Annotated in this window: 23 protein-coding genes and 2 pseudogenes; 10 read left to right on the forward strand and 15 right to left on the reverse strand. The window is 62.7% G+C overall.

Going from position 1 to position 25,746, the window contains the following annotated elements:
* Positions 1 to 39: 39 nt before the first annotated feature.
* From OR16_RS33635 to OR16_RS33670, 9 genes are all read right to left on the reverse strand, one after another.
* Positions 40 to 1,248, reverse strand: a complete 1,209-nt coding sequence (locus OR16_RS33635) for an ABC transporter ATP-binding protein (RefSeq protein ID WP_081488955.1) — start codon at positions 1,246 to 1,248, stop codon at positions 40 to 42.
* Positions 1,249 to 1,250: 2 nt separating this feature from the next.
* Positions 1,251 to 2,072 (reverse strand): ABC transporter permease, encoded by an 822-nt coding sequence (locus OR16_RS33640; protein ID WP_006163280.1) that lies wholly within the window; start codon positions 2,070 to 2,072, stop codon positions 1,251 to 1,253.
* Complete coding sequence (locus OR16_RS33645; protein ID WP_006163281.1) at positions 2,069 to 3,202, reverse strand: glycosyltransferase family 4 protein; 1,134 nt, start codon at positions 3,200 to 3,202, stop codon at positions 2,069 to 2,071. The genes OR16_RS33640 and OR16_RS33645 overlap by 4 nt, the downstream gene beginning before the upstream one ends.
* A gap of 6 nt (positions 3,203 to 3,208) precedes the next feature.
* A complete protein-coding gene (locus OR16_RS42130; protein WP_006163282.1) occupies positions 3,209 to 3,955 on the reverse strand; it encodes a glycosyltransferase family 2 protein in 747 nt (248 codons plus the stop codon).
* The gene (locus OR16_RS42135) at positions 3,952 to 5,094 is read right to left on the reverse strand and encodes a glycosyltransferase family 2 protein (protein WP_100228032.1); all 1,143 of its coding nucleotides are present in this window, start codon (positions 5,092 to 5,094) and stop codon (positions 3,952 to 3,954) included. The genes OR16_RS42130 and OR16_RS42135 overlap by 4 nt, the downstream gene beginning before the upstream one ends.
* A 36-nt stretch (positions 5,095 to 5,130) precedes the next feature.
* On the reverse strand, positions 5,131 to 5,865 hold the full coding sequence (locus tag OR16_RS40205) for a class I SAM-dependent DNA methyltransferase (protein WP_006163284.1): 735 nt from the start codon (positions 5,863 to 5,865) through the stop codon (positions 5,131 to 5,133).
* Positions 5,855 to 6,985, reverse strand: a complete 1,131-nt coding sequence (locus tag OR16_RS33660; RefSeq protein WP_006163285.1) for a UbiA family prenyltransferase — start codon at positions 6,983 to 6,985, stop codon at positions 5,855 to 5,857. The genes OR16_RS40205 and OR16_RS33660 overlap by 11 nt, the downstream gene beginning before the upstream one ends.
* Positions 6,986 to 7,023: 38 nt before the next feature.
* Entirely contained in the window at positions 7,024 to 7,284 is a 261-nt protein-coding gene (locus OR16_RS33665) for a hypothetical protein (RefSeq protein ID WP_141639956.1), read from the reverse strand.
* A 77-nt stretch (positions 7,285 to 7,361) separates the two neighbouring features.
* Positions 7,362 to 8,588 (reverse strand): glycosyltransferase, encoded by a 1,227-nt coding sequence (locus OR16_RS33670; RefSeq protein WP_006163287.1) that lies wholly within the window; start codon positions 8,586 to 8,588, stop codon positions 7,362 to 7,364.
* A gap of 1,206 nt (positions 8,589 to 9,794) precedes the next feature.
* Between OR16_RS33670 and OR16_RS33675 the strand changes: the two genes are divergently transcribed.
* Positions 9,795 to 11,123, forward strand: a complete 1,329-nt coding sequence (locus OR16_RS33675) for a DUF2325 domain-containing protein (RefSeq protein ID WP_006163288.1) — start codon at positions 9,795 to 9,797, stop codon at positions 11,121 to 11,123.
* Between the two features lie 70 nt (positions 11,124 to 11,193).
* Here OR16_RS33675 and OR16_RS33680 read toward each other — a convergent pair whose 3' ends face one another.
* A complete protein-coding gene (locus OR16_RS33680; RefSeq protein WP_006163289.1) occupies positions 11,194 to 12,360 on the reverse strand; it encodes a collagen-like triple helix repeat-containing protein in 1,167 nt (388 codons plus the stop codon).
* A gap of 424 nt (positions 12,361 to 12,784) precedes the next feature.
* Here OR16_RS33680 and OR16_RS33685 point away from each other — a divergent pair, with 424 nt between their 5' ends.
* From OR16_RS33685 to OR16_RS33695, 3 genes are read left to right on the forward strand one after another with little or no spacing between them, the layout of a single operon-like run.
* The gene (locus tag OR16_RS33685) at positions 12,785 to 13,288 is read left to right on the forward strand and encodes an ester cyclase (protein WP_006163290.1); all 504 of its coding nucleotides are present in this window, start codon (positions 12,785 to 12,787) and stop codon (positions 13,286 to 13,288) included.
* Positions 13,289 to 13,319: 31 nt separating this feature from the next.
* On the forward strand, positions 13,320 to 14,417 hold the full coding sequence (locus OR16_RS33690; protein WP_006163291.1) for a hypothetical protein: 1,098 nt from the start codon (positions 13,320 to 13,322) through the stop codon (positions 14,415 to 14,417).
* Entirely contained in the window at positions 14,414 to 15,757 is a 1,344-nt protein-coding gene (locus tag OR16_RS33695; protein ID WP_006163292.1) for an MFS transporter, read from the forward strand. The genes OR16_RS33690 and OR16_RS33695 overlap by 4 nt, the downstream gene beginning before the upstream one ends.
* Here the strand turns inward: OR16_RS33695 and OR16_RS33700 are convergent.
* A complete protein-coding gene (locus OR16_RS33700) occupies positions 15,754 to 16,095 on the reverse strand; it encodes a DoxX family protein (protein WP_272942896.1) in 342 nt (113 codons plus the stop codon). The two genes, OR16_RS33695 and OR16_RS33700, sit on opposite strands and share 4 nt — an antisense overlap.
* Before the next feature lie 128 nt (positions 16,096 to 16,223).
* Here OR16_RS33700 and OR16_RS33705 point away from each other — a divergent pair, with 128 nt between their 5' ends.
* Entirely contained in the window at positions 16,224 to 17,123 is a 900-nt protein-coding gene (locus tag OR16_RS33705; protein WP_006163300.1) for a LysR family transcriptional regulator, read from the forward strand.
* 12 nt (positions 17,124 to 17,135) lie between these two features.
* On the opposite strand, the gene OR16_RS33710 is transcribed toward OR16_RS33705, so the two are convergent.
* A complete protein-coding gene (locus tag OR16_RS33710) occupies positions 17,136 to 18,653 on the reverse strand; it encodes a sensor histidine kinase (protein WP_006163301.1) in 1,518 nt (505 codons plus the stop codon).
* The gene (locus OR16_RS33715) at positions 18,650 to 19,372 is read right to left on the reverse strand and encodes a response regulator transcription factor (RefSeq protein ID WP_006163302.1); all 723 of its coding nucleotides are present in this window, start codon (positions 19,370 to 19,372) and stop codon (positions 18,650 to 18,652) included. The genes OR16_RS33710 and OR16_RS33715 overlap by 4 nt, the downstream gene beginning before the upstream one ends.
* A gap of 226 nt (positions 19,373 to 19,598) precedes the next feature.
* On the opposite strand from OR16_RS33715, the gene msrB reads away from it, so the two are divergent.
* The 3 genes from msrB to msrA all read left to right on the forward strand — a co-directional run bounded on the left by msrB (position 19,599) and on the right by msrA (position 22,772).
* The gene (gene msrB, locus OR16_RS33720) at positions 19,599 to 20,120 is read left to right on the forward strand and encodes a peptide-methionine (R)-S-oxide reductase MsrB (protein WP_043422153.1); all 522 of its coding nucleotides are present in this window, start codon (positions 19,599 to 19,601) and stop codon (positions 20,118 to 20,120) included.
* Positions 20,121 to 20,167: 47 nt separating this feature from the next.
* Positions 20,168 to 21,943 carry a cytochrome c biogenesis protein DipZ gene (locus OR16_RS33725; protein WP_006163304.1) on the forward strand — a complete coding sequence of 592 codons (1,776 nt, stop codon included), beginning with the start codon at positions 20,168 to 20,170 and terminating at the stop codon, positions 21,941 to 21,943.
* 88 nt (positions 21,944 to 22,031) lie between these two features.
* A complete protein-coding gene (gene msrA, locus OR16_RS33730; protein WP_043422154.1) occupies positions 22,032 to 22,772 on the forward strand; it encodes a peptide-methionine (S)-S-oxide reductase MsrA in 741 nt (246 codons plus the stop codon).
* Between the two features lie 34 nt (positions 22,773 to 22,806).
* Here msrA and eno read toward each other — a convergent pair.
* Positions 22,807 to 23,857: pseudogene (eno, locus tag OR16_RS33735) on the reverse strand (phosphopyruvate hydratase).
* 117 nt (positions 23,858 to 23,974) lie between these two features.
* Between eno and OR16_RS33740 the strand changes: the two are divergent.
* On the forward strand, positions 23,975 to 24,844 hold the full coding sequence (locus OR16_RS33740) for a LysR substrate-binding domain-containing protein (RefSeq protein WP_006163308.1): 870 nt from the start codon (positions 23,975 to 23,977) through the stop codon (positions 24,842 to 24,844).
* A gap of 121 nt (positions 24,845 to 24,965) precedes the next feature.
* Positions 24,966 to 25,193, forward strand: a pseudogene (locus OR16_RS33745) (GAF domain-containing protein); the annotation flags it as partial.
* Positions 25,194 to 25,207: 14 nt separating this feature from the next.
* On the opposite strand, the gene OR16_RS33750 reads toward OR16_RS33745, so the two are convergent.
* Positions 25,208 to 25,651, reverse strand: coding sequence for a cupin domain-containing protein (locus OR16_RS33750; RefSeq protein ID WP_006163311.1), 444 nt, complete (start codon positions 25,649 to 25,651; stop codon positions 25,208 to 25,210).
* Positions 25,652 to 25,746: the final 95 nt, after the last annotated feature.

The following is a 25,746-nucleotide window of genomic DNA, read 5'->3' on the forward strand; positions in this document are numbered from 1 at the left end:
TTTGTCACTTTTTAGCGATATCGTGCAATCCTGTACGCGTCATTTCAGCTCCCATCGGTGCGAAATTCGCGCCAGTCCAACTTCCTTGCCTGCATGTCTGACGGTGAAGGGGGCTACGCCCGCCCGGGTATCGTAGATCAGAGGGCTGCGATCATCCATGAGCGCCACCGTGAACGAATACTGTCCTGACAATAAGGGCAGATCGTCGACGATGAAGCTTGCGCCATAGGAATTGCCACCGAGGGAATGGAAACCGGAGGTCATTCCATCCATCTTGGTGCTGACGCCAAAGCACCAGACCGCATCATTGCGCACGATAAGCACCCCCAGATGAACACCCTCATGCCAGGCTGCGTCAGTGAGTTCGGCAACGACCCGGAGTTCGAGCCAGCCTCCTGTCTCTATAATTCCGTCCTTGATGGAGCCGTCCACCGAGACTTCCTGCAGGTAGTTGCCGGCAGCTTGCTTGCGCTGATTGGAAGATACGGCCTCGGTAGCCGAAGGCGCAGAGGAGGCATCCATTGCACGCCCATAATCCCGGTAGGCTTTCAGGACGCTTTCGGTGTCCGCCAGCATCCTCGGTCGCCCTTCATGCATCCATAGCGTCCTTTCACATACTTCACCGACGGAAAACAAATCGTGCGAACAGAAAATCAGGGTGCAGCCTGCTTCCCGCAAGGCCATGATCTTGCGCATGCATTTGACGCGGAAATGCTGGTCGCCCACCGACAGATGCTCATCCACCACCAAAATGTCGGGGTCGATGGCGGTGGCAACCGAGAATCCCAGACGCAGGTACATGCCGGAAGAGTAGGTCCGCAGCGGCCGTTCGATGAAGTGGCCGAGTTCCGCGAATTCGACGATGCGCGGGAGGATATTGTCTGTCTCTGCCGGCGACAGCCCCATGACGGCACAGCCGACCCGGATATTCTCCAGGCCGGAAAGATCGGGGTGAAATCCGGCACCAAGTTGAAGGATCGCGGCGACTCGGCCGAACCGTTCGACACTGCCGCTGCTGGGCGCAAGCGCTCCAGCAAGCAGCTTTAACAGGGTCGACTTGCCCGCCCCATTGTCGCCCACGATACCAATCGAACCGCCGGCGGCAATTTCGAAACTGACGTCCCGTACTGCCCAACTGGTTTCCGCGTAGGGTCGGCGCAAAAACAGTTCTTTCAGGCTGTCGATTGGAACTCGATAGCGCTTGTACGCTTTGCTCAGGGATTGGACGCGAACACTGACACTGAACATGCTTAGAGAAAGTCCTTTGTACGCTCGATGGATTTTCTGAAAATCCAGGCACCGAGGCCGGCTGACATAAACGCCCACATGGCAACGATCAATGGCAACATCGGCTCAACATGTCCATGCAAAACTATGCCACGGTACATCTCCACCAGATGGTGCAGCGGATTGATAGCTAACGTCCAGGCCAGGGCGTGGGGCATCGAGGCAGGGCTGTACACGATGGGGGTCAGGAATAGACAAGCCGTGGTCACAAAACCAAGGACTTCAGCGACGTCGGAGACGAAAACGGAAAAAATGCTGAGCATCCACGCGAGTCCCAACGTGAACAGAATCCGAAGCAGAATGACTGCCGGCAAGGCGAGGATCAGCAATCCCACCTGCCTGCCATAGAGCGCAGCGGCCAAGGACAACAGGACCATCCCGACAATCTCGGCGACCGAAGCACTGAGCACTCTCGCTGCAGGCAGCACCCCCCCGGGAAACTGCTCTCGTTCGAGGAGCGAGCGATCCTCTCGCAACGCCCCGCAGGCGCGATGCAGTCCGTCCGCGAACGCCTGAAAAGGCAGCAAGCCCGCCAGCATGTTCAAGGCGTAATCCCATGCTTCGGCCTGGGTCTGTCCGGCACGCAGTATGAATCCGAATACCGTCAGATAGATTCCCAACATTGCCAGCGGAAGCAGTACTGCCCATAACGAACCTAGCAGCGTGCGTGCGTAGCGCTTGCGGATTTCACGACGCGTCAGCGCAAGCAGCGTATACCCATAGCGACGGATTTCGCTCGTCGCACGAAGGCGGGCGTCACGCGGGACAAGGATTCGAAGTTTCATGTGCGAGCCAGCCATTTTTCCGATTTGACCAGATCGTTATATAAGCCGACATAGGATTCGACCATCTTGTCGCCCGTAAAAAATCGGCGATATCGTTCCTCTGCTCGCCGCCCCATTTCTGCCGCAACATTTGGATTATCCCAAAGATATTGCATTGCCTGGCGCAACGCAAAAGGGTTGCTCGGCGGCACCACAAGGCCCGTTTCCCCAGCGATATTGACAAAAGTAGTGCCGGTACCTATCTCGCTCGAGATCATGGGTTTACCGTACATGGCCCCCTCCAACAGAGAAACGCCAAATGCTTCCGAACGTAGGTGAGAGGGGAACACCACTCCATAACATAAAGTGAGGAGAGCGACTTTATCTTCATTCTCAAGGTGGCCCAAAAAATATATATTGCGCGCACCAAGCGAACTCGCCTGATTTTTTAGCTCTCTTTCCACCGGCCCCGAACCAACAATCACAATCCTGAGGTCCAATCCCTTGGCGGCCTCAATGAGGATATGAAGTCCTTTGTAATAGCGCAGGACGCCAACAAACAAGAAGAAATCTTCCCCGAATTTCTGCCGCCAGTATTCCTTTCTTTCCTCGCTGGATTCTGGATAAGTCTCCTTATCCAAACCGATTGGAATAACACTGACCTTGTCAGAATATTCTTTTAATACTCCGCTAGTGGCCAGATAATTCGGAGATGTGGCCACAATTCGATCCATACTCGAAAGAAAATTTCTTTTCAGCGGGCGATATATCTTAAGAAGATATTTTTGTCGAATTACATCCGAGTGATAAGTGACAATCGCAGGTTTTCGGACGCTTGTCGTCAGATGCACCAAATCCATAAAAGGCCATGGAAAATGGTAATGAATGACGTCCGCTTTATCCGCCAACTTCCTGAAACTGGAAAATGCGGAAATCGAAAAGCCTGTCGAGGCGATCTGCGCAGTCAGCTTGGCCCGGTGTGCCAAATAGCCAGCCATTTCTATCATTTTCGGCTGCGGCTTTGAGGATAGCGACAGCACCTCCGCCTTCACGCCGAACTTACTGGAGCCTCTCGCAATCTGGTTGATCACCTGCTCGATGCCACCCATCGAGTCCGGAAAAAACGTCTTATAAAAATGAAGAATCCGCATGGACGATCAGCAATACAATATTGACTTAAACCAGACGGCATAGGGCTGGTATAACCACCATTTCAGCGGCACTCGCCCATAGTGTTGACGAACAGTGGCCATGGCTTCCCGATAGTGATCACGCCGCCGGCTCCTTGTTTTTGTATGCAGATGTTCGCGATTGACCGCGACATATTTATCGAACATCAACATCGGTCCAACCTGCTTGTAAAGCCGCCACCACAGGTCGTAATCCATGCACATCTGCAATCGTGGATCAGCGCCTTCAACCGCTTCCCAGGCACTTCGCCGAATGAGCGTTGCAGGCTGCGAAATGATACAACGCAAAGCGAGACGACGCTCCTCAAATGGCTCAGTCCAAACCGGGCGACGTCTTCCGGATTTTTCCTGAAAATTCCAGCTTCGACCATAAACCGCAGGCACGCCCGGGTGCTTTTCGAGTTCGTAAAGCATATTCGACAACCCATCAGGCAGATAAAAGTCATCGCTATTGAGCCAACAGACGTAAGGCGCACGTCCATTGGCAATACCTTCGTTGATGGCGGCCGCCTGCCCTTCGTCAGGATGACTGCGCCATCCAGCCAAGCGATTCCCCCACTTTTTGATGACTGCGAGTGAGTTGTCCGTCGATCCCGCATCCAGAACAAATACCTCGATGGGGATCTTCTGCGAAAAAATTGACGCGAGTGCCTGATCAAGAAACTGACCTTGATTGAAGGACGGAACGGCAACAGTTATCAATGGTGAGGTCATACTCGATCGCTAGTTACCGGCGATCGGCGAAGAGGCGAGACTTCGAATTTTAATCCAGGCCTTTGAAAAAAGGCTCGAAACTGATAGAAATAATCAGCGCACAAATGCCTTATTAAAAAAGGGAGGGTGGCACTATTTATTTTTTTGTGACTCGGGACTTCCCCGAATATACGCGCTCGAATCATGCTCATTTCCCGGTAACCGATATCGGTGATGGCAGCGGACGTTTTCTGGCGCCCGTGAATTCGGAAAGCGCCAAGAAATCGGGGTATATGCGCAAACTTCGCCCCCGCCTCTCGAAACCGTACGAGCAAGTCCCAATCCATGGCAAACCTGAAATCTTCATCGACGCGGCCACCAATGCTGGCCCACGCCCGTCGGCGCCAGAACAGTGTTTCCTGGGGAATATAGTCAGCCCATGACAGAACCTTAGGATCATGACCCGGCAATATCCATCTGCCGATTTGAAGATCATTTTCATCGATCAACAAGCGATCACCATACACAACGTCAACGTCAGGGTGACGATTAAAGTAATTGACAACCGTATGAATGGCTCCTGGCAGCAGCACATCATCGGAGTTTATCCATGCCATGATTTCGCCAGTGCAGCGGCCGAACCCCAGATTGATGGCGTTCGATTGACCACTATCCGGTTTTGATTCCCATCCACTGAGCCTATCCTGACAGGAGCACAGAATGTCGACGGTTTCATCTTCAGACCCCCCATCCTGAACGAAATATTCGAGACTGGGATACTGCTGGCCAAGAACACTTTCGATGGTCCGGTGAATGTATTTCCCTTGCTCAAAAGAGGGCGTCACGATGGAGACTCGCGGCGTATGGTCCAGCGAAGAAAGCTCTTGATAATGCGCCGGGAGATAAATAGGGCGCGGCGGATGCTGATAAAGATTTCCAAGGCGTGGCCGTGCCCCACGGATCAACGCACGGATCGCCCGCCCGATGATTCTCCTCACCCATGAGAATGCCCTTAAGGGATAGCGAAAAAAGGCGAACGCTGCCCGATAGGCCGAAACGGCCTCGGCAAGTTCCTGAATGATGGCTTCCTTTTCTTCCAGTTGCTTGACGACTGCGTCAAACTGGAGGCGCAACTGTTCGTAATCCTGGTCGTTATTCATCGTGCTGAGAAAATCGATACCCTTGTTCTCGACCGGTTATGCCGTGCCCGAAACGGCAGACGATCTTTTTCCCGAGGCGACCAAGGCGGGGTGCCCCACCCAACCAGGAACGACCGGTGGAAAGCGGATGATATCCACTTGGTTGAAGTATGTTTGGAAACGCTCCACCATGTACTCTAGATTCGGCGCGAGCATTTGCGAGTGAACTTTGCGGCCATCTTCTTCAATGTAATTCCACATAATGCCTGTCACTTGCACACGCCCGCCCCATGACTCCCACGGCGTGGGCACGAAATATGGCAGGTTCACGCCGGCGATCAGCCTGGGATCGGCCAGCGGCACGAAACAGGTTCCCGAAGGACTCGTCCAGGACCACAGGTTGTGTATCACCTTTTGCAACTCATCCATCGTGCCAACAAGCCCGTAGGCGTACCACATGCAGGTCACCAGATCCCAACGGCTCTCCCACGACAGCAAGGGTTCCCGAAAATCATGGAGAAGCAGCGGAACACCCTGATTTCCCTCGCGTGCCCGGCGGATCATCGCAGGCGAAATATCGATGCCGGCACGTTCGATGTGTGGGAAGTGACGCAGGAAATAGCCTGTACCGCATGCCGCATCCAGCCAAGAGCCTCCATCGGCCAGGAACTGCTTGAGCAGCCCCAGTTGATACTCGGTGTCGGACCTGCACAACGGTGAATCAAGGAACTTCTCGTCATATGACGCGGCATACTCGTCGTCATAGAGCCGCGCTACGTAGTCACGATCCATTCGGCTCCCCTGGGTGCATTTGGCGTTTGAGGCGGAACTGCGCGCACCGATGACCGATGTGGCTGCGCGACACCCTGGCTACTGCACTGAGGTCGCGAATTTGGAGTAAAGCGGTTCGACGGAACAAGGCAAGCAGCACAAGAGGCACCAATGCCCAGACCGGACCAGTTAAAGCCAATTGCAACGCTACGGACAGCGGAAGCCAGAGGTAGTAAAAGAAATCGTTCACGAACGGAAACGAGGCACGCGTATTGCGCGGATCGCTGTTCAGCGCGAATTGGAATCCCAATCGGTATTTCAACGCTTCAACGAGACAGTAGATCGACAGGCCAAGCACGGCCAATGGACAAACGCGGGACACGATGAATACGAAGGCGGCATTGACCGGCAATTCCACGAACAGGTTATATCTGGGCAAGAACCGCTCGATCTGCCCAGGCGCAGCCCGGGTAGCTAGCGTCACCGTGCCCGATGCCCTGTCATTTTCCCGATCCGCGATTTGGTGATTGAGTATGCCTTTGATTCCCAACGTGCTCGACCAGATGAGCGCGGCTGCCGAAAAAACCATGAGATGGCCCGACATGGCGATCCGATGAGACAGTACCGCCAACACCAGCAACGTGGGCGTGAGGTGAGCGCCAGCCGCATCGCAGAGCACCCCCGCAAGTCCCCTTTCTTTCAGACGAATGCCGGGCACGGAATAGATCGTCGGCCACAGGTAATTCAGTGCGAGAAGTAAATAGCCCCATGGAGAATAACTCACCGCGAGCGCCGGTAAATAGCCAAGGCCTACGAGTGCCGCACAGATCAGGCCCCGCTGCCCCGGCCTCAGTCGTTCTATCGCATTCGGCTTTCCCGCTCGCCTGTCGGACTCAATGTCAAAAATGTCATTGATCACGTGACCATACGCCGCCACACAGGCAATGGAAAAGAAAAGGGACGGCAGTAAAACAGCGGACTGTCCGGGTCCCAATCCAAACTGAAGAATGCACAAATAGCCGACTGCGAGCAGCGGCGGCATCTTCGAATACCACCAATGATCGAACCGGATCAATTCCTTGATGGTCTGGATACCGCACAGGAGGGGCGAGACATGGCGAGTGCGTTTCGTCGAAGGCATTGCATCCGTACTCGACCCGCGATCGTACAAGGGTTCCGTCACATCCTACCTCGCAGAAAGCGTTTGACGCGGTAGACGTAGGATCTTGCTTCCAACTTTTCGATGATGCCGAGCCTGGCCGCACAGGAATCTTCCGCGCGCTGCCAGTGATCTTGCAACCTTTCTATCACTTCCGACCTGGCGTCGAGTTCTTTTTGCTGACGCTCAATGACGTCGAGCCTGGCCGCACAAGTCTCCTCCGCACGCAGCCAATGATCTTGCAAGCCGTTTATCACTTCCGACCTGGCGTCGATTTCCATCTGCTGACGCTCAATGACGTCGAGCCTGGCTGCACAAGTCTCCTCCGCACGCAGCCAATGATCTTGCAAGCCGTTTATCACTTCCGACCTGGCGTCGAGGCGGCATAGGCTTCGCTCGCCAAAGCGCGGGCACGCCGTCCCATTTCCTCCCGCAATGAAGCATCGCCAACAAGGCAAAGGAGTGCCTGAACGAATTCCCGTTCGTCTGCGGCAGGAATCAACCGGCCATTGACGCCGTCATGAAGGACTTCGGGAACGCCCCCCACCGAGTAAGCTATCGCTGGAATTCCGCAGCTCAGCGCCTCCAATAACATATTCGGCAGATTATCTTCGAGCGATGGGAGAAGAAACAAATCGCTCGCCGCGTACGCCAATGCCATCTGCTCCTCTTGTGGAATTCGACCCAAAGGAATGAGAGGTATATCGCCGTAGGCTTGACCGGTGGGTGGATCTCCCACCCACAACATACGGGCACCGCTACTGACAAAACGTGGATCGTGAACAACCTCGCAGAGCACCCGGGCAAGGGACTCGAAACCTTTGCGTTTTTCCTCGGTCTGATCCGCTCCGCAGAGTATGTAGATTCCATCACGCGCCAAACCCAATTCCTTGCGTGCTTCAGCCCGGGAACGGGGTGCAAAAACATCGACATCGATGCCATTGGGTATGTTCTCGATGCGCGCCTTGTCTCGTAACAGCGCACTCAATCGAGCCTGCTCCGCAATCCAGCGCGAGGGGGCAATGACTGTCAGGCTTGTCGCATCGATCAGAGCGATCTGGTCCCGCAAGGCTGCAGCCGGCAAGCCCAGCGGGTCATGACGCAGCTGTGGGCAGCCAGCGCAGCTGTCCTGGAATCTTGAGCACCCTGCCGGAAAATGGCAGCCCCCCGTCAACGGCCTGAGATCGTGCAGCGTCCACACCACCGGTTTGCCCAGCGCCATCAGCCGCCGTATATCGGCAGGCGTCTGCATAGATGCGACCCAATGCAGATGTATGACATCCGCGGCCTCGACCGCCGGATGGCGGCTGAGGTCCGATCCGGCAAGCGAGACAGAGAAATGTGTGTTGCTGATATCGGTGCGATTGTGAGCGGCGAAAACGCGCTGTACGAGCTCAATATTCTGGAACAACCCCGTATCCGTGACCCACGACTCGATCAACTCGACAGTGGGATCGATGGAACGCTTGTGCTGGACAAGTAGGCGTGAATTCACTCCCTGCCGCAGGAGGAACTGATGCAACCGATAACAGGAACGCGCAGCACCGCCACTGACATCATTGGCATTGACATGGACGACATTCATTTGCCACGCCTCCCGCCAAGCCGAAAACATGCGCTGCCCGCCCCACTAGCCGTGACAAATCTCATGCACAGGGGACACATAATCTACGCGTTTGGTATGTTGTAACGGTTCCTGCTGTCAACCGGGAATAACACTTGAGTCCCGTTGCGACAGTAGCATTTTTTTCTTGTAGGGCGCTAACGATTGAGTCAGGTGAAGAGCATGAAGTTGGAGCGAACTCGAACTGCCTCGCGCGCATTCTATCCGCTATTTGCGGTAAACACTATATAAGCTGCTGCTCGGGAGCAAACGCAACCACCGCTGCCCCCATGGCCTCCCCGACCCGATTGCGCAAATTCCGACGTCGGCTACGGTCGGCTGATGGCTGCAAACGGTATCGCGGAAAAACCCATCACTGTGCAGGCGCGGGACGCGTCGTCAAGTTCGGCAGGCCAATCGTGCGTTAAATGACGTTCTGGGAAACAGGTCTCACGAGGCAGGGCGAACCCATCAAAACTCCAGGAATTTCAATGGGTTATAGAGAGCGCGTTGCTTCGACCACAGGCATTTCCCTGTTGGTCTCGATATCGAATGCCCTACAGGGCCTGAAAATCAAGCAATAATCACTGATCATCTGAAAATTTGATAAATTCGATATGTATTGCAATAAAAATAAAATATATCATCGAATGGAATTACTGGTGCAAATTTGCACTGACGGTCAGCGCCGACTATTTGAATGACGACCAAAGACGGTTTTGATTACCGGGTTATGCGGCGCAGGAAAACCCACATTGGTCGCGTGATAATGAATATGCATGAATAGGCACTTCAATCTGACTGATGGATTGCCGCGTGATGGGTGCTACACGCAACTGTGCAGCAACTCGCAGCACAGTTCCCACTCGTAAAAACGAACCAGCCTCTCCTCGCCGGGACAGAGCGGCCCCTGTCTAGCTCGGTTTCGATCTGTGCGATCCACGGCAGATCCAGCATCAAGGGCGGCGGAATCTCGCATAGCAACTGGTATTCCTCGACACTCATCGGTTTCGCCATGCCACGCGACGCGTTTTCGGCAGCCTGTTAGTGCCTGAGTGCCTGGGCTGCCGCCGCGCACCCGTTATATTCAATGGTATATTTCGCTGACCAAACGGAAATCCTGACGTTGCCCCTCTCCGAGGCATGGCAACGCGCCACCCTGCCCGTCTTCTCCCACGCGAGGTCCGCATGCACACGCCACCGTTCCGCCTTGCTCGCGCCAATGGCATTGGGGCAGCGCTTGGCCACAAGCAGCCGCCGGCCGCCGGCTGCTGCACGCCAGCCGAACCGCAGGGCCGCGCGGTACGGCGGCGCACGCGCCTTGCCGAGCTGGATTCACACCTGCACTGCTCGGTGATCGGCACCTGCATGACCACCGGCGAGCTGCGCAGGCTGGTGCCGCGCTTCACCGCGCTGGACCGGCAGCGCGCCACCGACCTCGAAATCCACCACGAAGCGGTCAAGCTTTCCAGCGCGGGCGGCGAGGGTTGCAAGGCATTCCAGAAAGCGCTCGACGAGCGCTACGCGAGCACATTGAAGCGTTTCGGCGTGGCCAAGGACGCGCAGGCCGTGCACAAGCTCTGGGACGACGCTGTCAGCAGCGGCGACATCCCGCCAGCCTACTGGGCAGTGATGACGCACCCTGAAGCCAGCAGCGCGGTTCGCCAGGCGGCGTTTGGCGAGGTGCATATGCTGTCGCACCTGGTAGGTGCGGCGAATCGCGCCGACATCCGCCGGCTGATCGCGCTGGAAGAAGAAAACGCCACGCTGCGGGACAAGCTCGAGCGCCAGCAGGAACGCCTGCAGGATATGAGCACACGGCATGAAATAGCGATCCGCCAGATGACCGATCAGCTCAGCCAGCTGAACGCGCGCGCGGACCGGCAAACGGGGCTGCGCGATACGGATACGGAATTGCAGGTGCTGCGCGAGAGCTTGGCGGCTCGCGATGCGGAGCTCGCGCTGCAGGCGAGCCGCCGCGAAGCCGCGGAGCAACGCGCCACGCGCGAACACGAGCAAAGACAAGCCGTGCGCGTGCAGCTTGACGACACACTGGCCCAGCTGAAGATCAGCCGCGCCGAATCGGAAGCCCTGGAACGCGCCATGCTCCCCGCCGCGGCACCAGGGGAAGAGCGCCACACCGGGCTACGGCAGCTGCAAGGAAAACGCATTGTCTACGTCGGCGGACGCCCCGGATCCAACCACACGCTGAAATCGCTGGTGGCATCCACCGGCGGCGAGCTCGTGCTGCACGATGGCGGCATCGAAGACCGGAAGGGCCTGCTGGCGGCGACCGTGGCCCGTGCGGACATGGTGGTGTTTCCCGTCGACTGCATCGACCATGACTCCATTCTGCGAGCGCCACCAGGTGGCCTACTATCCGTTGCGGACCGCCAGCGTGGCCAGCTTTGTCGAGCTGGCGGCGCGCGTGAGCGTAGCGGCGTGGCAGCAAGCCGATGCTGTACCTGCCGGGGGCCAGCCGCATGCGCGCGCATGCGTTGCCGCAGCAGCGCCTGAGCGACTGGCGCGCTCAGGTTGAAGAAGAACCGGCGCCATGCGCCACGGCTCTTTCCAAGGCGCGAACGTATCAGGGCTTGGTGCCGCCCAACCCGCCAAGCAGTCCGCCGAGCAGGCCACCCGCGCCCGCGTTGCCGGCGCCCGCCGCGCCGGTTGCGCCTGCCAGCACATTGGTGACCGGAGCCAGGGCATTGGTCAGTGAGCCAGGCAAGGCACCAGGCAGCGCGCCGCCGCCGCTGCCTGTGGCGTGCGTCACCGTGCCGAGGGTGTTGTTGAGCAGGCTGGTAACCGGCGCGAGCAGGCCCGACGCCGGCGTATTGCCTGGTGCCAGCCCCCCCGTCAGCCCACCCGTCAGTCCCCCAAGCAGGTTCGTGACCGGAGCCAGCGGGTTGTTGCCAGTGCCGCCCGTGGGGGCGTTGACCAGTCCGCCCAGCGCGGAAACCGTATTGCCGGTCGTCGTCGCGATGCCACCCAGGCTGGATACCACCGGCGCATTGGTCTGCGTGATCGTCGTGCCAACGGTGCCCACCGTACCGCCAACCGTGCGCAGCAAATTGTCGACGACGGAACCCAGGCCGGTAGCTGCGCCGAGGGTCTGCGTGGCGCCGGTCAGCGTGGAGGTCAGCGGCACGATCGCCTGGCCGAGCGTGCCAGTGACCTGGGTCACCGGATTGGTGATGGCCTGCGGCCCCACACCACCCACGATCTGGCCAACCTGGCCGACGATCGATCCCACGGGGGCGGTAACGGCGGCCAGCGGGCCGGTACCCACGGCGCCGACCGCACCGCCCACGCCGCTGATTGCCGTGCCGAGCTGATTGAGTGCCGAGGGACCGGTAGCGCCGGTGAGCCCCGTGCCACCGGTGGCGCCGGTGGATCCCGCGGGTCCGGTAGCGCCCGTGGCGCCCGAGGGGCCGGCGGCACCCGTCGTGCCCGTCGTGCCCGTTGCCCCTGTTGCGCCCGTGGCACCGCCCGCTCCATTCGTGCCTGTGGCGCCCGTGGCCCCCGCTGCGCCGTCCGATCCGTTGGTCCCCGTGGCGCCGGCAGCCCCGGCATCGCCCTTTGCGCCTGCGCTGCCGGCCGCACCCGAGGCACCGGCGTTGCCTGTGGCCCCCGAATTACCCGTCGGGCCTATGGCGCCCGTCTTGCCTATAGCGCCGTCGGATCCGTTGGCGCAGCCGCCAAGCAGCACCAACGCGCCCAATGTGATACCAAGGAAATATTGCTGATTGCGCACGGTCGAACCTCTCTGGTGATTGCGTTGAATCCTCAAGTAGTGGGCTAGACGCAATAGTTATGCCCGATGAGAAAAGCGCGCTTTCCCGTGCCGCGCGCGACCATGCTCACAGCCACGGAACCCGCTTGTGGATTGGCTTTTCGGGAAACAGACACAGCCGCGATCGTGCGTTTGAAGCGCGCCCTTCTCGTACCCTTCTCGCGCCTGTTCCGTTACGCGTTACGTAACGCCCCCCGGCTCCGCCGCCGATCAAACAGAAGAAATCGGGCCCTCGCACGCGCGCGCCAAACCCGGGGTTTATCCGGATCTGCAATTGCCAAGCGGCGACAGTCTTGCGCCAGCGCGCTGCAGATAATCGCTCCAGGCAACGGACTGCGGCATCGGCCGCAGTGTTCCGCAGATTGCCCGCCACGGAGCTTTCAGCATGACCACAACCCTCTCCCATGATCTCAAGGCGCGCCGCGAGCGCCTGGTCCTTGACCACTTTGCCGACGAGACCCGCCAGGATTTCGACGCCGTGCTGGCCACCTTCCCGCACCCGCACTACGAGCTGATTCCCAGCGGCGAAGTGCATGACGGCATCGACACCGTGCGCCAGTACTACATCGACAGCCGCCAGGCCTTCCCCGACCAGCGCCACGAGATCATCCAGCTGCGCCACACGGACGATGCCGTGATCGTGGAGTTCTGGCTGCTGGGCACGCACCGCGGCGCGCTGCGCGGCTTGCCGCCGACGGGCAATGCCTTTCGCTGCCGCATGATCGCGCTGTTCATCTTCGAGGGCGAGCGCCTGGTCTGCGAGCGCGTGTATTTCGATACCTTGACGATGCTGCGCCAGCTGCTGGCCGGCACGCCAGCGGACATGCTGCCCAAGCTGATCAGCGGCCTGCTGGGCCAGCCAGAAGCGCGCCAGGCCGAAGCCGCGTAAATAGAAGAACAAGAACCACAGGAGACAACGCATGAAACGCGATCCCGATCCGATAGGCCTGCTGCCGATCTCCGACTTTGACGGTGCCCGCAGCGCCAGCGCGCCACAGGACCGCCTGCGCGCGCTGCGGCGCGGCGCAGCGCACTTCCGCGAGCAGTTCCTGGAAGCGCCGCCGGTTCGGTTCGCGCGCAGCTTCAACCTGCTGCGGGTTCCCTACCCGGCCTGGTACGCCTTTAGCGGTGTGTACTCGCAGCAGATGCTCAAGCCGCACCTGATCCACCTGCTGTCGCGCATGGTGCTGATCCAGTACGAGGACTTCGCGGGGTGCCTGCGCACGCTGCTGTTCACTCCCGCGGACTTCGAGGCCGGCGCCGAGACGCCCTATTTCAAGCGCATGAGCACGCAGACGCCGCGGTTCCTGCACAGCACCATCGCCCCGGTCTACGGCACGGTGCTGCAAGCGCTGGCACGCTGCGGCGTGGCGCCCGAGCAGATCGACTACATCACCTACGATCACCTGCACACGCAGGACGTGCGCCGCTGGCTCGGCAGCGGCGCGAGCCGCGGATTGCTGCCCAACGCGAGGCTGCTGGTGCACCGGCAGGAACTGGCCAACGTGCACGGCCTGCTGCCGGTGCAGGCCGACTGGTACTGCCCCAACGGCTTGGCGGGCGTGCCGCAGGAGCGCATCAGTGCGTTCGACGGCAGCGTGCACCTGGGCCACGGCCTGGCGCTGGTGCATACGCCAGGACACACCGAAGGCAATCACTCGCTGGTCTATCGCACGCCCGACGGCATTCGCGTGAGCAGCGAGAACGGTGTCAGCGCGGACAGTTGGTCGCCCGAGCATTCGCGCCACAACGGCATCCGGCGCTTTGCACGCGCCACCGGGGCGGAAGTGATCCTGAACGGCAATACGCAGGAGGGCAGCAACGATCAATACCTGTCCATGGTGCTGGAGAAAACCATCGCGGGCGCCTCGGAAGCGCATCCATTTTGCAACGTCGTGCCGTCGTCCGAGTGCACGCCGTACTGGCTGTTCCCTGGCGCGCCGTCCAGCCACTTGTGGGGCGAGACCGAGTTCGGCCACCCGGCCAGCGCGCCGGCAGACTGGAGGCCCGCGCAATGAACACCGCTACCCTCGCCAAGCCGGCCGGCTTGGCTGCCGCCGATCCGGCCGGCGACGTCGCGCTGTTCCGCAAGATCACATGGCGGCTGCTGCCGCTGCTATGCGTGTGTTATGTCTTCAATTACCTGGACCGGACCAACGTCGGCTATGCGCAGTTGCAGATGCGCGAGGAGCTCGGCTTTGGCGATGCGGTCTTTGGCCTGGGCGCTAGCATCTTCTTTCTCGGCTATGCGTTGTTCGAAGTGCCCAGCAACCTGATGCTGGCAAAGATCGGCGTGCGGGCTACGCTGCTGCGCATCATGGGCCTGTGGGGACTGGCGTCTGCGGCCATGATCTTCGTGAGCACGCCCACGCAGTTCTATGCATTGCGGTTCCTGATCGGGGTGCTGGAGGCCGGGTTCGCGCCGGGGGTGCTGTTCTACTTCACGCTCTGGTACCCGTCGCGCCGCCGGGCGCAGGTGACGGCACTGTTCTTCATGGCCTATGGTGCCGCGCCAATCGTGGCCGGGCCGCTGGCGGGCCTGGTGATGACGTTCCTCAATGGCGCGTGGTCCTTGCAGGGATGGCAGTGGCTGTTCCTGCTGGAGGGGATACCGAGCGCGCTGCTGGGCATCCTGGCCTTCGTGATGCTGTCGGACGGCCCTGCGCAGGCACGCTGGCTCAGCGCTCCCGAGCGGCAGCGCGTCGCCCGGCTGCTGGAGGAGGACCAGGCCGCCAACGGCATCCGCGCGACCCACGGCTTTGGCGCCGCGATGCGCGACCGGCGCGTGTGGATGCTCGGCCTGATCTCGTTTCTCGCCATCCTGGGCATCTATGCCTTGTCGTTCTGGCAGCCCACGCTGTTGAAGATGATGGGGCTGAGCGTGCTGCAGGTGGGGTTTTACGCGGTGGTGCCGGCAGTCACCGGCATCGCGGCGTCCATCGTCGTGGGGCGCCATTCGGACCGCACGGGAGAGCGGCGCTGGCATTTTGCCGTAGCGGCGCTGGTTGGCGCGCTGGGCTTGTCCCTCACCACGCTGTTCATGCACAACCCGCTGGCGGCGGTGCTGTGCCTGGCGCTGTCGTCGGCGGGTGTTTCCAGCGCCTTCACGATTCTCTGGTCCGTACCCGGCAGCATCCTGGCGGACCGGGGCGCGGCTGCCGGCATCGCCATGATCAGCACGATCGGCAGCAGCGCGGGCCTGGTGGCGCCGGTCATGGTGGGCGCCATCAAGGCCGCCACCGGCGGCTTCACCTATAGCCTGGCAATACTCAGTGCGGCCCTGGTGCTGGCCGCGCTGCTCTTCGTGCTGGCGTTTCCCATGCGCATGGCTGCGCGTGAAACCCGCTGCGCGCGTTAGGCGTTGCCGCGGCGCGCATCCAGGCTGAAGCGGCCTGCACCGTAGACCACGATCTGCAGCAGGCCGCCGGCCATCGCAATGTTCTTGAAAAAGTGGATGAACTGGTTCTGGTCCGCCAGGTTCGCGTGGAAGGCCAGCGCGGTCGCCACGCTGAAGACGGCCAGGATGGCAGCCACCACGCGGGTGCGGTATCCCAGCACCAGGGCGATGCCGCCCACCAGTTCCACGGCAATGGCAATGGCCAGCGCCACCTGCGGCAGCGGCAGGCCGACCGACTGGATGTAGCCGATCATGGCAGCCGGCGCGGCCAGCTTGGACGCGCCGGAGAGCAGGAAGATGGTTCGGGTTCGGGTTCAGGTTCAGGTTCTGAATCGGGTACGGCAACCGATGGACCTAAATGTAGGCGGGTTTTTACGTCCGCGAAAGTGGGATAATATGGATCGAAACGTTCGATAAAATCGATAAGATGCCAAATCCCGGTACCCCGACGCTGGATCAACTGAAGGTGTTCCTGACCGTGGTGGACGTCGGCAGCTTTGCCGGCGCGGCCCGCAAGCTCAGCCGGGCAACCTCGGTCATCAGCTATACGATCGCCAACCTGGAGAATCAGCTCGGCGTGGCGCTGTTCGACCGCAAGACCACCAAGAAGCCGCAACTGACAGAGGCGGGCCGCACCGTGCTGGCCGAGGCGCGCACGGTCACCATGGGCATCGACGGGCTGCGCTCGAAGGTCAAGGGCCTGCTGCAAGGCCTGGAGGCCGAGGTCCACCTGGCGCTGGACGTGATGTTGCCCGCGGCGCGCGTGGTGGACGCCTTGAAGGCCTTCCGCGCGGCATTTCCCACGGTAGCGCTGCACCTGCACATGGAGGCACTTGGCGCCGTGACGCAGATGGTGCTGGACGGCGCCGCCGCCATCGGCGTCAGCGGGCCGCTCGGCGCAGGCGTGACGGGGATCGAGCGCATCTGGATCGGCGATGTGATGCTGCGGCCGGTTGCGGCGCCAGGCCATCCGTTGGCCGGCGGCAGCCCGAACCTGCCGGGCGCCGGACGGCATCATGTGCAACTGGTGCTGTCGGACCGCTCGGCGCTGACGCGCGGCAAGGATTTCGCGGTGATCAGCACGCATACCTGGCGCCTGGCCGATCTTGGCGCCAAGCACATGCTGCTGCGCGAAGGCATCGGCTGGGGCAATATGCCGGTGCCCATGGTGCAGGAAGATCTCGACTCGGGCCGCCTGGTGCTGCTCGACCTACCCGAAAATCACAGCAACCTCTACCCGTTCGATGCAATCTACCGCACCGACACGCCACCCGGCCCCGCCGCCTCGTGGCTGATCGAGCGCTTTGCCGGCCAGGCAGTGGACTGAGCCTGCCCGCGGCTAGCGGCCATTGCCGGCGGCGCCGCCGGACACCGGCAGCTCGAAGCTGAACGCCGTGCCGCTGCCGGCGCGCTCCACCAGCCGGATCTGGCTGCGATGCAGCTGCAGCATGCGCTGCACGATCAGCAACCCCAGCCCGCCGCCGCGATGCGCGCCGCCGGCGCTGAACGGCCGCTGGAACAGGCTCTCGCGCAGTTCCGCCGGAATGCCGGGGCCGGTATCGCTGACGGTGACCGCCACCTTGCCGTCGCGCAAGGCAAGATCGACATCGATGGTGCCTTCGGCCGGCGTATGGCGGATCGCGTTATCCAGCAGATTGGTCAGCACGCGCTCGATCATGCCGAGATCGGCCGTGACGGCGGGCAGGCGCTGCGGGATGCCGGCGCGCAGCCGCACATGGCGCGCCTCGGCCGCCAGCTCGAACTTCTGGAACACATCCTGCACCAGGTCCACCAGGGAGAAATCCTCCAGCGCCGGCTGCACGATGCCGTGCTCCAGCCGCGCCAGCTCAAAGAGCGATTGCGCCAGCCGCCCCACCTTGACGCTTTGCGCCAGCGCGATGGCCAGGTAGCGCTGGCGCTCGGCCTCGCTGAGCGTATCGGCCTTGAGCGACAGCGTTTCCAGGTAGCCGTGCAGCGAGGTCAGCGGCGTGCGCAGGTCATGCGAAATATTGGCAACCAGCTCGCGCCGCTCCTGGTCCTGCTTGGTCAGCGCGCGCCATTGCTCGGCGATGCGGTCCGCCATTTGCGCGAAGGCCGCTTCCAGCGCGACGATTTCATCGCGCGCGCTGCCGGACGGCGAGCGCGGCACGCGCGGCTGCGTCTCGGGCGCGCCGTCGGCATCAAACCGCCGCATCGCCTCGGTCAGGCGGCGCAGCGGCCGCGTGATGAGGCCGAACGCCATCACCCCCGCCAGCAAGCCCAGCAACGCCACCAGCCCCATCGACCACAGCGTGGTGCGCAGCACCGAGTTGGCGGAGGCGCGCGCCGCCAGTTCGTCATGCGCCTCGCCCAGCAGCACCACGTAGATATAGCCGGCGGGCTCGGCGCCGCCCCCGCGCAGCGGCGCGGCGCTGAACACCTTGCGCCCGCCCGCGCTGCGCGGATCGTCCCCAAGGATAGGCAGCGGCTCGCCGGCCAGCAGGCGCTGCACCGGCTTCAGGTCTACCTGCTGGCGCAGCAGGTGCCCGGCCGGCGCGTCGTGCCCCTGGATCCGGCCCTGGCTGTCCAGCAGGTAGACCTCCACGCTCGGGTTCACCACCATCAGCTGCCCGAACAGGCGGCGCAGCGCATCCGGCTTGAGGCCGTTGGCGTCCATCAGCGACGCATTGCGCGCGATATGGCCGGCCAGCCCGCGCGACAGGTCCTGGATGACCTCTTTCTCGCGCATGTCGTTGGAGCGGACCTGCAGCCACGCGGAGGCGCCGCAGCAGGCCAGCAGCAGCACGGAGAACACCAGGGACAACCGCTGCGTCAGGGTCAGGCGGCGGCTAAGGTTCAGTCCGAGGTCAAGGCTCACGGCGCACCTCCTGGAGTGCCCGCCGCGAGCTTGTAGCCATGCCCCCACACGGTCAGGATGCGGCTGGGCTGTGCCGGGTCCGCCTCGATCTTGGTGCGCAGCCGGTTGATATGGGTGTTGACGGTATGTTCGTAGCCCTCATGCTGATAGCCCCAGACGGCGTTGAGCAGGTCCATGCGGGAGAACACCTTGCCGGGATGCCGGGCGAAGAAATACAGCAGGTCGAACTCGCGCGGCGTGAGCTCGATGCGCCGGCCGTCCACGCTGGCCTCGCGCGTGAGCGGATCGATCGACAGGCCGCCGAGCTCCAGGCTGCCCGCGTCGACCCGCAGGTCCTTGGCCATGGCATCCACGCGCCGCAGCAGCGCCTTCACGCGGGCCACCAGCTCGAGCACCGAGAACGGCTTGGCCAGGTAGTCGTCGGCGCCAAGTTCCAGGCCAAGGATGCGGTGGACCTCGCTCGCGCGCGCGCTGGTGATGATGATCGGCGTGTAGCGCGTCATGGCGCGGGCGCGCCGGCAGATCTCCAGCCCGTCCACGCCGGGCAGCATCAGGTCGAGGATCAGCGCGTCCCAGTTGCCCTGCGCCAGCAGCCGCAGGCCTTCGTTGCCGTCGGCGCTGTGCACGACCTCGTAGCGCTCGTCGCGCAGGTGCAGGCTCAGTACGTTGGCGATGTCGACATCGTCTTCGACGATCAGGATGCGCTTGGGGTGATCCATGTTCAGCCTAGGGGCGCGAGCCGGCTCGCGCGTGACAGGGGAGGCACAGGAAATGCGCCGGCCTGGCTATTGTGCAAAATTTTGGGGCGGCGAGTTATCACATTTAATTTAACCTTTGGTGAGGACTCCGGGATGGTGCCAGCCATACGATGCGGCCAACGATCCATGGCAGCGATCGGCGGCAAGTCGGTCGCCGCGATCGATACATTGAGGCAAGGAGCACATCATGGGAAGCAGAAGGCGCTTTTTGGTATCAGGCAGTGCCGCCGTGGCGGCGCTTGCGGCCGTTAGCGGCTGGCGCGCGCTGGCCGCTGGCCCGGCAAATGCAGCGAACGCGGGCAAGCCCGCCGAAACCTTCGAGGTGGTGCGCTCCGACGCCCAGTGGCGCCAGATGCTGACCTCGTCACAGTACGACGTGCTGCGCCAGGAAGGCACGGAGCGGCCCTACAGCAGCCCGCTGAACGATGAGCATCGCGCCGGCATCTTCGCCTGCGCCGGATGCCAGCTCGACCTCTTCTCGTCGCGCACCAAGTTTGACAGCCGCACCGGCTGGCCCAGCTTCTGGGCGCCGCTGGAGAACGCCGTGCGCACGAACGAGGACCGGTCCTTCGGCATATCGCGCACGGAAGTGCATTGCCGGCGCTGCGGCGGCCACCTGGGCCACGTGTTCGACGACGGCCCCAAGCCGACCGGGCTGCGCTACTGCATGAACGGCATAGCGATGACGTTCAAACCGCAAGCCGCCTGAGCCCGCGCGGGCCTCCAACGCCGACCACAACCAGACAGAAGAATCCCATGTTCCTCCTTATCCTCGCCTACCTCGGCGGCGCGCTCACCATCCTCAGCCCGTGCATCCTGCCCGTGCTGCCCTTTGTGTTCTCGCGGGCCGACCAGCCCTTTGTGCGCAGCGGCCTGCCACTGCTGGCCGGCATGGCGCTGACGTTCGCGGCGGTGGCAACGCTGGCGGCGGTGGGCGGCGGCTGGGTGACCCAGGCCAACCAGTACGGACGCTGGCTGGCCATTGGCTTGCTGGCCGTGTTCGGCCTGACGCTGCTGCTGCCGCGCCTGGCCGAGCGGCTGATGCACCCGCTGGTGAGCGCGGGCAGCCGGCTCTCCGCGTTTGCGCAGGCCGATGGCGGGCAGGTCCGGCCAGGATCGTCGTTCCTGCTCGGCATTGCCACCGGCCTGCTGTGGGCGCCATGCGCGGGTCCGATCCTTGGACTCGTGCTGACCGGCGCGGCGCTGCGCGGCGCCAGCGTCGGCACCACGCTGCTGCTGGTCGCTTACGCAGCCGGCGCGGCCACGTCGCTGGCGGTGGCCCTGCTGGTCGGCGGCCGGGTCTTTACCGCGATGAAGCGCTCGCTGGGCGCGGGGGAATGGGTCAGGCGCGGCATTGGCGCGGCCATGCTGCTCGGCGTGGTGGCCATCGGGCTGGGGCTGGACACCGGTGTGCTGGCCCGCGTTTCGACAGTGGCCACGGGCGGCATCGAGCAGCAGCTGGTCGACAAGCTCTCCGCCAAACAGGCTGAAGCCGGCAACGGCGCGATGATGCGCGCGACCCGCCTCAAGACCGGCGAAGACGCCGCGGTGGCGCTGCCCGTGGAAGGCCAGTTGCCCGGGCTGGGCGGCGCAGTGCAATGGCTGAACTCGCCGCCGCTCACGGCCGAAGCGCTGCGCGGCAAGGTGGTGCTGGTCGATTTCTGGACCTACTCGTGCATCAACTGCCTGCGCACCCTGCCCTACGTGAAGGCCTGGGCGCAGAAGTACCGCGACCAGGGCCTGGTGGTGATCGGCGTGCATGCGCCGGAGTTTGCCTTCGAGCGCAACCTCGACAACGTGAAGAAGGCCACGCGCGACCTCGGCATCGACTATCCCGTGGCAGTCGACAACAACTACGCGATCTGGCGCGCCTTCAACAACCAGTACTGGCCAGCGCACTACTTCATCGACGCGCAGGGGCAGATCCGCTTTCACCACTTCGGCGAGGGCGAGTACGCGAAGTCCGAGCAGGTGATCCAGCAACTGCTGGCGCAAGCGGGCCACGCCGCAGCGGCGAAGGTGGCGATGGGCATCGGCGATGCCGATGCGCAAGGCGTGCAGATGGCTGCCGACAAGACCGAGATCCAGTCCGGCGAAACCTACCTTGGCTATGAGCGGGCGGAGAACTTCGCATCGCCCGGCGGCGAGGCGCAAGACAAGGCGCGCACTTATACCGCGCCCGCAAACCCCGCGCTCAACAACTGGGGCCTGGCCGGCACCTGGCAGGTGGGTGCGGAGCACGCCACGCTGGCCGGCGCTTCCGGGCGGATCGTCTACCGCTTTCACGCGCGCGACCTGCATCTGGTACTGGGCCCGGGCAAGGAAGGCAAGCCGGTGCGGTTCCGGGTAAGCGTCGACGGCGCCGCGCCGGGCGGCGCGCGCGGCACCGATGTGGCGGCGGATGGCAGCGGCACGGTGACCGAGCAGCGGCTATACCAGCTGGTGCGGCAGACGGGCAAGGTGGCCGACCGCACGTTCACCATCGAATTCCTGGACCCCGGCGTGGAGGCTTACGCCTTCACCTTCGGCTGATGCTCATGCAAGCCGCCATATTCCACCCGTATTCCACCCGTAACCCACTCATTGATCACGACGCAGCAACGTGCAAGGACAGGCAATCATGACCACGCAATCTTCAACCGGTTTCTCCTGGTGGACGCGCTCGTCCGCCGCAAAAGTCGCAGGCCTCGTCATGCTGGCGGCCGGCCTGCTGGCCTGGCAGCGCGTGGCCAACTCCGCTGAAGACGCCGTCAGGATCCCGCCGCCAGCGCTCGATGAAAAAGCCAGCGCGGCGCCAACGGAAACGGCCGTGTTCGCCGGCGGCTGCTTCTGGGGCGTGCAAGGCGTGTTCCAGCACGTGCGCGGCGTGAAGCAGGTCACGTCCGGCTATGCCGGCGGCTCCGCCAGCACCGCCCAGTACGAGGCCGTCAGCGGCGGCGACACCGGCCATGCGGAATCGGTGCAGGTCACGTTCGACCCGGCGCAGATCAGCTACGGCCGCCTGCTGCAGATCTTCTTCTCGGTCGCGCACAATCCCACGCAGCTCAACTTCCAGGGCCCGGACCACGGCACGCAGTACCGCTCGGCAGTGTTCCCGCTCAACACCGAGCAACGCAGCGTGGCGCAGGCCTATATCGCGCAGCTGGGCAAGGCCAATGCGTTCAAGGCACCCATCGTCACCCGCATCGAGGACTACAAGGCCTTCTACCCGGCGGAGAGCTATCACCAGAATTTCCTGACCCGCCATCCTTCGCATCCGTACATCGTCATCAACGACATGCCCAAGATCGGCTACCTGAAGCAGATGTTTCCCGACCTGTATCGCAACGACCCGGTGCTGCTGAAGGTGGCGGGCTCGTGATGGCCGCGCGCCGCGCCGTGCTGCGCGGCGCCGCTCAGCCCCGGCCCGTCAGGATCGCGCTGCCGGCGTACCGCGCCTGCGCCCCCAGCCTGCGCTCGATGCGAATCAGCTGGTTGTACTTGGCAGTGCGATCCGAGCGGGAGATGGACCCCGTCTTGATCTGCCCGCACCCGGTTGCCACCGCTAGGTCCGCGATGCTCACGTCCTCGGTCTCGCCCGAGCGATGCGACATCACCGCCCTGTACCCGGCCGCATGTGCCACGCCCACGGTATCCAGCATCTCGCTCAGCGTGCCGATCTGGTTGGCCTTGACCAGGACGGCGTTGGCGATGCCGTCGGCGATGCCCTGCTGCAGCAGGGCAGCATGAGTGCAGAACACATCGTCGCCCACCAGATCCCGCCGTCTCGATGGCGTGCAGGATGAAGTCCAGCGCCTCATCCGCCGTGCGCAGGTCCGGCGCAAAGCCGCCCTCATCGCCCACATTGGTGTTGAAGCCTGCCGCTTTCAAGGCGAGCCGCAGCGTATGGAAAATCTCCGACGCCATGCGCACGCCCTCGGCAAAGCTCAGCGCGCCGACCGGCACGATCATGAACTCCTGGAAGTCGATCGTATTGTCGGCGTGCGCCCCGCCGTTGATGATGTTGATCATCGGCACGGGCAGCACGTTGGCACGCGGGCTGCCGACGTGGACGAACAAGGCCGAACCCGATGACGCGGCCGCCGCGTGCGCCACCGCCAGCGAAACGCCCAGCAGCGCGTTGGCGCCCAGGCGGCTCTTGTTGGCCGTGCCGTCCAGCTTGATCATGATGTCGTCAACCCGGCGCTGCTCGCGGGCATCCACGCCCATGAGCGCCGCGCGCAACTCGGTGTTTACCGCGCCCACCGCGCGGGTGACGCCCTTGCCCAGATAACGCGCGGGGTCGTTGTCACGCAGCTCCACCGCCTCCCGCGCGCCGGTCGATGCGCCGGAGGGCACCGTCGCCCGGCCGGCCGATCCGTCGGCCAGCGTCACCTCCACCTCCACCGTGGGATTGCCTCGGCTATCCAGCACTTCGTACCCCTGCAACTGCGCGATCTGGTTCATCCGATACTCCCTTCGTTAAATAAACTATCAACGTAAAGGATGGTAGATTCTCCTGATCACTGGGAAAACCGAGTTATTTTTCTGGATTCGTCAGCTTTTCTCATATTCGAACATTCCATGCGTACGCTGCCACCCATGTCCACCCTGCGCGCCTTCGAGGCCACGGCGCGCACCGGTTCCATCACGCGGGCCGCCGAAGAACTGTGCCGCACGCATGGCGCGGTCAGCCGCCAGCTCCGCCTGCTGCAGGAACACGCCGGCACCACCTTGTTTGAAAAGGACGGCACGGGCGTGCGCCTGAACGAACGCGGCCAGGGCATGTACGACGTGGTGCGCGCCGTGTTCGACCAGCTAGAGCAAAGCTACAGCCGGCTGCAGGACCAGGCGCGCGGGCCCAGCCTGCACGTGGCCTGCAGCGCCACGTTTGCCATGCGCTGGCTGGTGCCGAATATGGTGGACTTCTATCGCTTGCGGCCCGACATCCGGATCCGCCTGTCCATGACCTCCGCCCGCGAGATGCGCACGGAAGGCGCCGATGTGGTGATCGCCTGGGATCTCAGCGCCTACCCGGAGCCCGACCGCCAGCGCGCGCTGCACCTCGCGCCGGTCGCCTTCGGGCCCGTGTGCGCGCCGTCGTACGCAGCGTCGGTACGCTCCGGCGTGCGGATTGCGCATGACTTCACGTCGAGCGCCTGGGACCAGTGGGAAGCCCTGTCCGGCAAGCGCATTGCGCCAGCCCGCGAGCTCACCTTCCCGCACACGCACCTGTGCATCGAGGCCGCGCTCGGCGGCGTGGGTGTGGCCTTGATCGAGCAGCGCCTGATCCGTCGGGAGCTGGAGGATGGCCAACTCATCGCGCCGTACGGCTTTGCGCGTTTCAGCAACGGACTGATGGCGGTACCGGCCGCGCGGGAGCTGCCGAAGGACGCGAAAGTGTTTGTCGGCTGGCTGCGGGACAAGCTGGCCGAGTACGAGCCCGGGATGTAGGGACGCTGATCTGTTTGCATGCCCATGCCGCCCATGCAGGTTTCGGTTTGGGATTAGGATCTCGACTTCGAACCCGCGCTGACAAGCCCACCGGACCCGCATCATGTTTCAGCTATCCAGCGGCACCGCGGCGCAGACCCGCAGCACGCAGGTCGTGCGGGACGTGCATGCGTTTGCCGGCCATATCGCCTGCGACGCGGCTTCCGGATCGGAAATCGTCGTGCCGCTGATCGCCGCTGACGGCACGCTCTTCGGCGTGTGGGACGTTGCCCGCTTCGATGACGAAGACGCGGCAGGCATGGAGGCGCTGTGCCGGGTGTTTGTGGAGATGGGCTGGACGCAGCCCTAGGCAGTGGATTGCGCTTATTTCGGCGCCGCCGGTACGAGCCCGTAGCGGGACATGACCGCAACCAGCGCTGCGCGGTCGGGTGGCGCGCCGGCATTGACGACATCGGCGACGTCGCGGAAGTACTGGGCCCCGATGTCCGGCGTGAGAACAACCAGTGCGCGAACCGCGTCGCCGTGCGGGTTGCTGAACTGATGCACCGATCCGCGCGGGGTATGCATCCACTCTCCCGGCGCCAGGTCTCGGGACACCCCGTCGACAGCGTACCGAAGCCTGCCCTCCAGCACATAGACGCACTCTTCGTTGTGCGTGTGGCTGTGCGCGGGCGGCACCTGCGCGCCGGGTGGCACCGTCAATTCGAATACCCCCATCCCACCCGTCGCGGCACCGTCGATCAGGTACTGGATGTGCAACTGACCCAGCCGGATTGATTCGCCCGAAGTCCCGCCATCATGCGCCATGTTCAGTCTCCCGCCGATTAAGTGAATCGTTCGCCCGTGCCGCTGTTGAGATTCTAGGTCAGCGGGGATGCTTGCGACAGGGCCATCGGCGAACG

Origin of the sequence: Cupriavidus basilensis OR16, from assembly GCF_000243095.1 — a bacterium.
GTDB lineage: Bacteria > Pseudomonadota > Gammaproteobacteria > Burkholderiales > Burkholderiaceae > Cupriavidus > Cupriavidus basilensis_D.

Coding starts and splice junctions, on each gene's coding strand:
- OR16_RS33635 (WP_081488955.1), bottom strand. CDS start 1,248: ATGTTCAGTGTCAGTGTTCGCGTCCAATCCCTGAGCAAAGCGTACAAG.
- OR16_RS33640 (WP_006163280.1), bottom strand. CDS start 2,072: ATGAAACTTCGAATCCTTGTCCCGCGTGACGCCCGCCTTCGTGCGACG.
- OR16_RS33645 (WP_006163281.1), bottom strand. CDS start 3,202: ATGCGGATTCTTCATTTTTATAAGACGTTTTTTCCGGACTCGATGGGT.
- OR16_RS42130 (WP_006163282.1), bottom strand. CDS start 3,955: ATGACCTCACCATTGATAACTGTTGCCGTTCCGTCCTTCAATCAAGGT.
- OR16_RS42135 (WP_100228032.1), bottom strand. CDS start 5,094: ATGAATAACGACCAGGATTACGAACAGTTGCGCCTCCAGTTTGACGCA.
- OR16_RS40205 (WP_006163284.1), bottom strand. CDS start 5,865: ATGGATCGTGACTACGTAGCGCGGCTCTATGACGACGAGTATGCCGCG.
- OR16_RS33660 (WP_006163285.1), bottom strand. CDS start 6,985: ATGCCTTCGACGAAACGCACTCGCCATGTCTCGCCCCTCCTGTGCGGT.
- OR16_RS33665 (WP_141639956.1), bottom strand. CDS start 7,284: ATGGAAATCGACGCCAGGTCGGAAGTGATAAACGGCTTGCAAGATCAT.
- OR16_RS33670 (WP_006163287.1), bottom strand. CDS start 8,588: ATGAATGTCGTCCATGTCAATGCCAATGATGTCAGTGGCGGTGCTGCG.
- OR16_RS33675 (WP_006163288.1), top strand. CDS start 9,795: ATGCACACGCCACCGTTCCGCCTTGCTCGCGCCAATGGCATTGGGGCA.
- OR16_RS33685 (WP_006163290.1), top strand. CDS start 12,785: ATGACCACAACCCTCTCCCATGATCTCAAGGCGCGCCGCGAGCGCCTG.
- OR16_RS33690 (WP_006163291.1), top strand. CDS start 13,320: ATGAAACGCGATCCCGATCCGATAGGCCTGCTGCCGATCTCCGACTTT.
- OR16_RS33695 (WP_006163292.1), top strand. CDS start 14,414: ATGAACACCGCTACCCTCGCCAAGCCGGCCGGCTTGGCTGCCGCCGAT.
- OR16_RS33705 (WP_006163300.1), top strand. CDS start 16,224: ATGCCAAATCCCGGTACCCCGACGCTGGATCAACTGAAGGTGTTCCTG.
- OR16_RS33715 (WP_006163302.1), bottom strand. CDS start 19,372: ATGGATCACCCCAAGCGCATCCTGATCGTCGAAGACGATGTCGACATC.
- msrB (WP_043422153.1), top strand. CDS start 19,599: ATGGGAAGCAGAAGGCGCTTTTTGGTATCAGGCAGTGCCGCCGTGGCG.
- OR16_RS33725 (WP_006163304.1), top strand. CDS start 20,168: ATGTTCCTCCTTATCCTCGCCTACCTCGGCGGCGCGCTCACCATCCTC.
- msrA (WP_043422154.1), top strand. CDS start 22,032: ATGACCACGCAATCTTCAACCGGTTTCTCCTGGTGGACGCGCTCGTCC.
- OR16_RS33740 (WP_006163308.1), top strand. CDS start 23,975: ATGCGTACGCTGCCACCCATGTCCACCCTGCGCGCCTTCGAGGCCACG.
- OR16_RS33750 (WP_006163311.1), bottom strand. CDS start 25,651: ATGGCGCATGATGGCGGGACTTCGGGCGAATCAATCCGGCTGGGTCAG.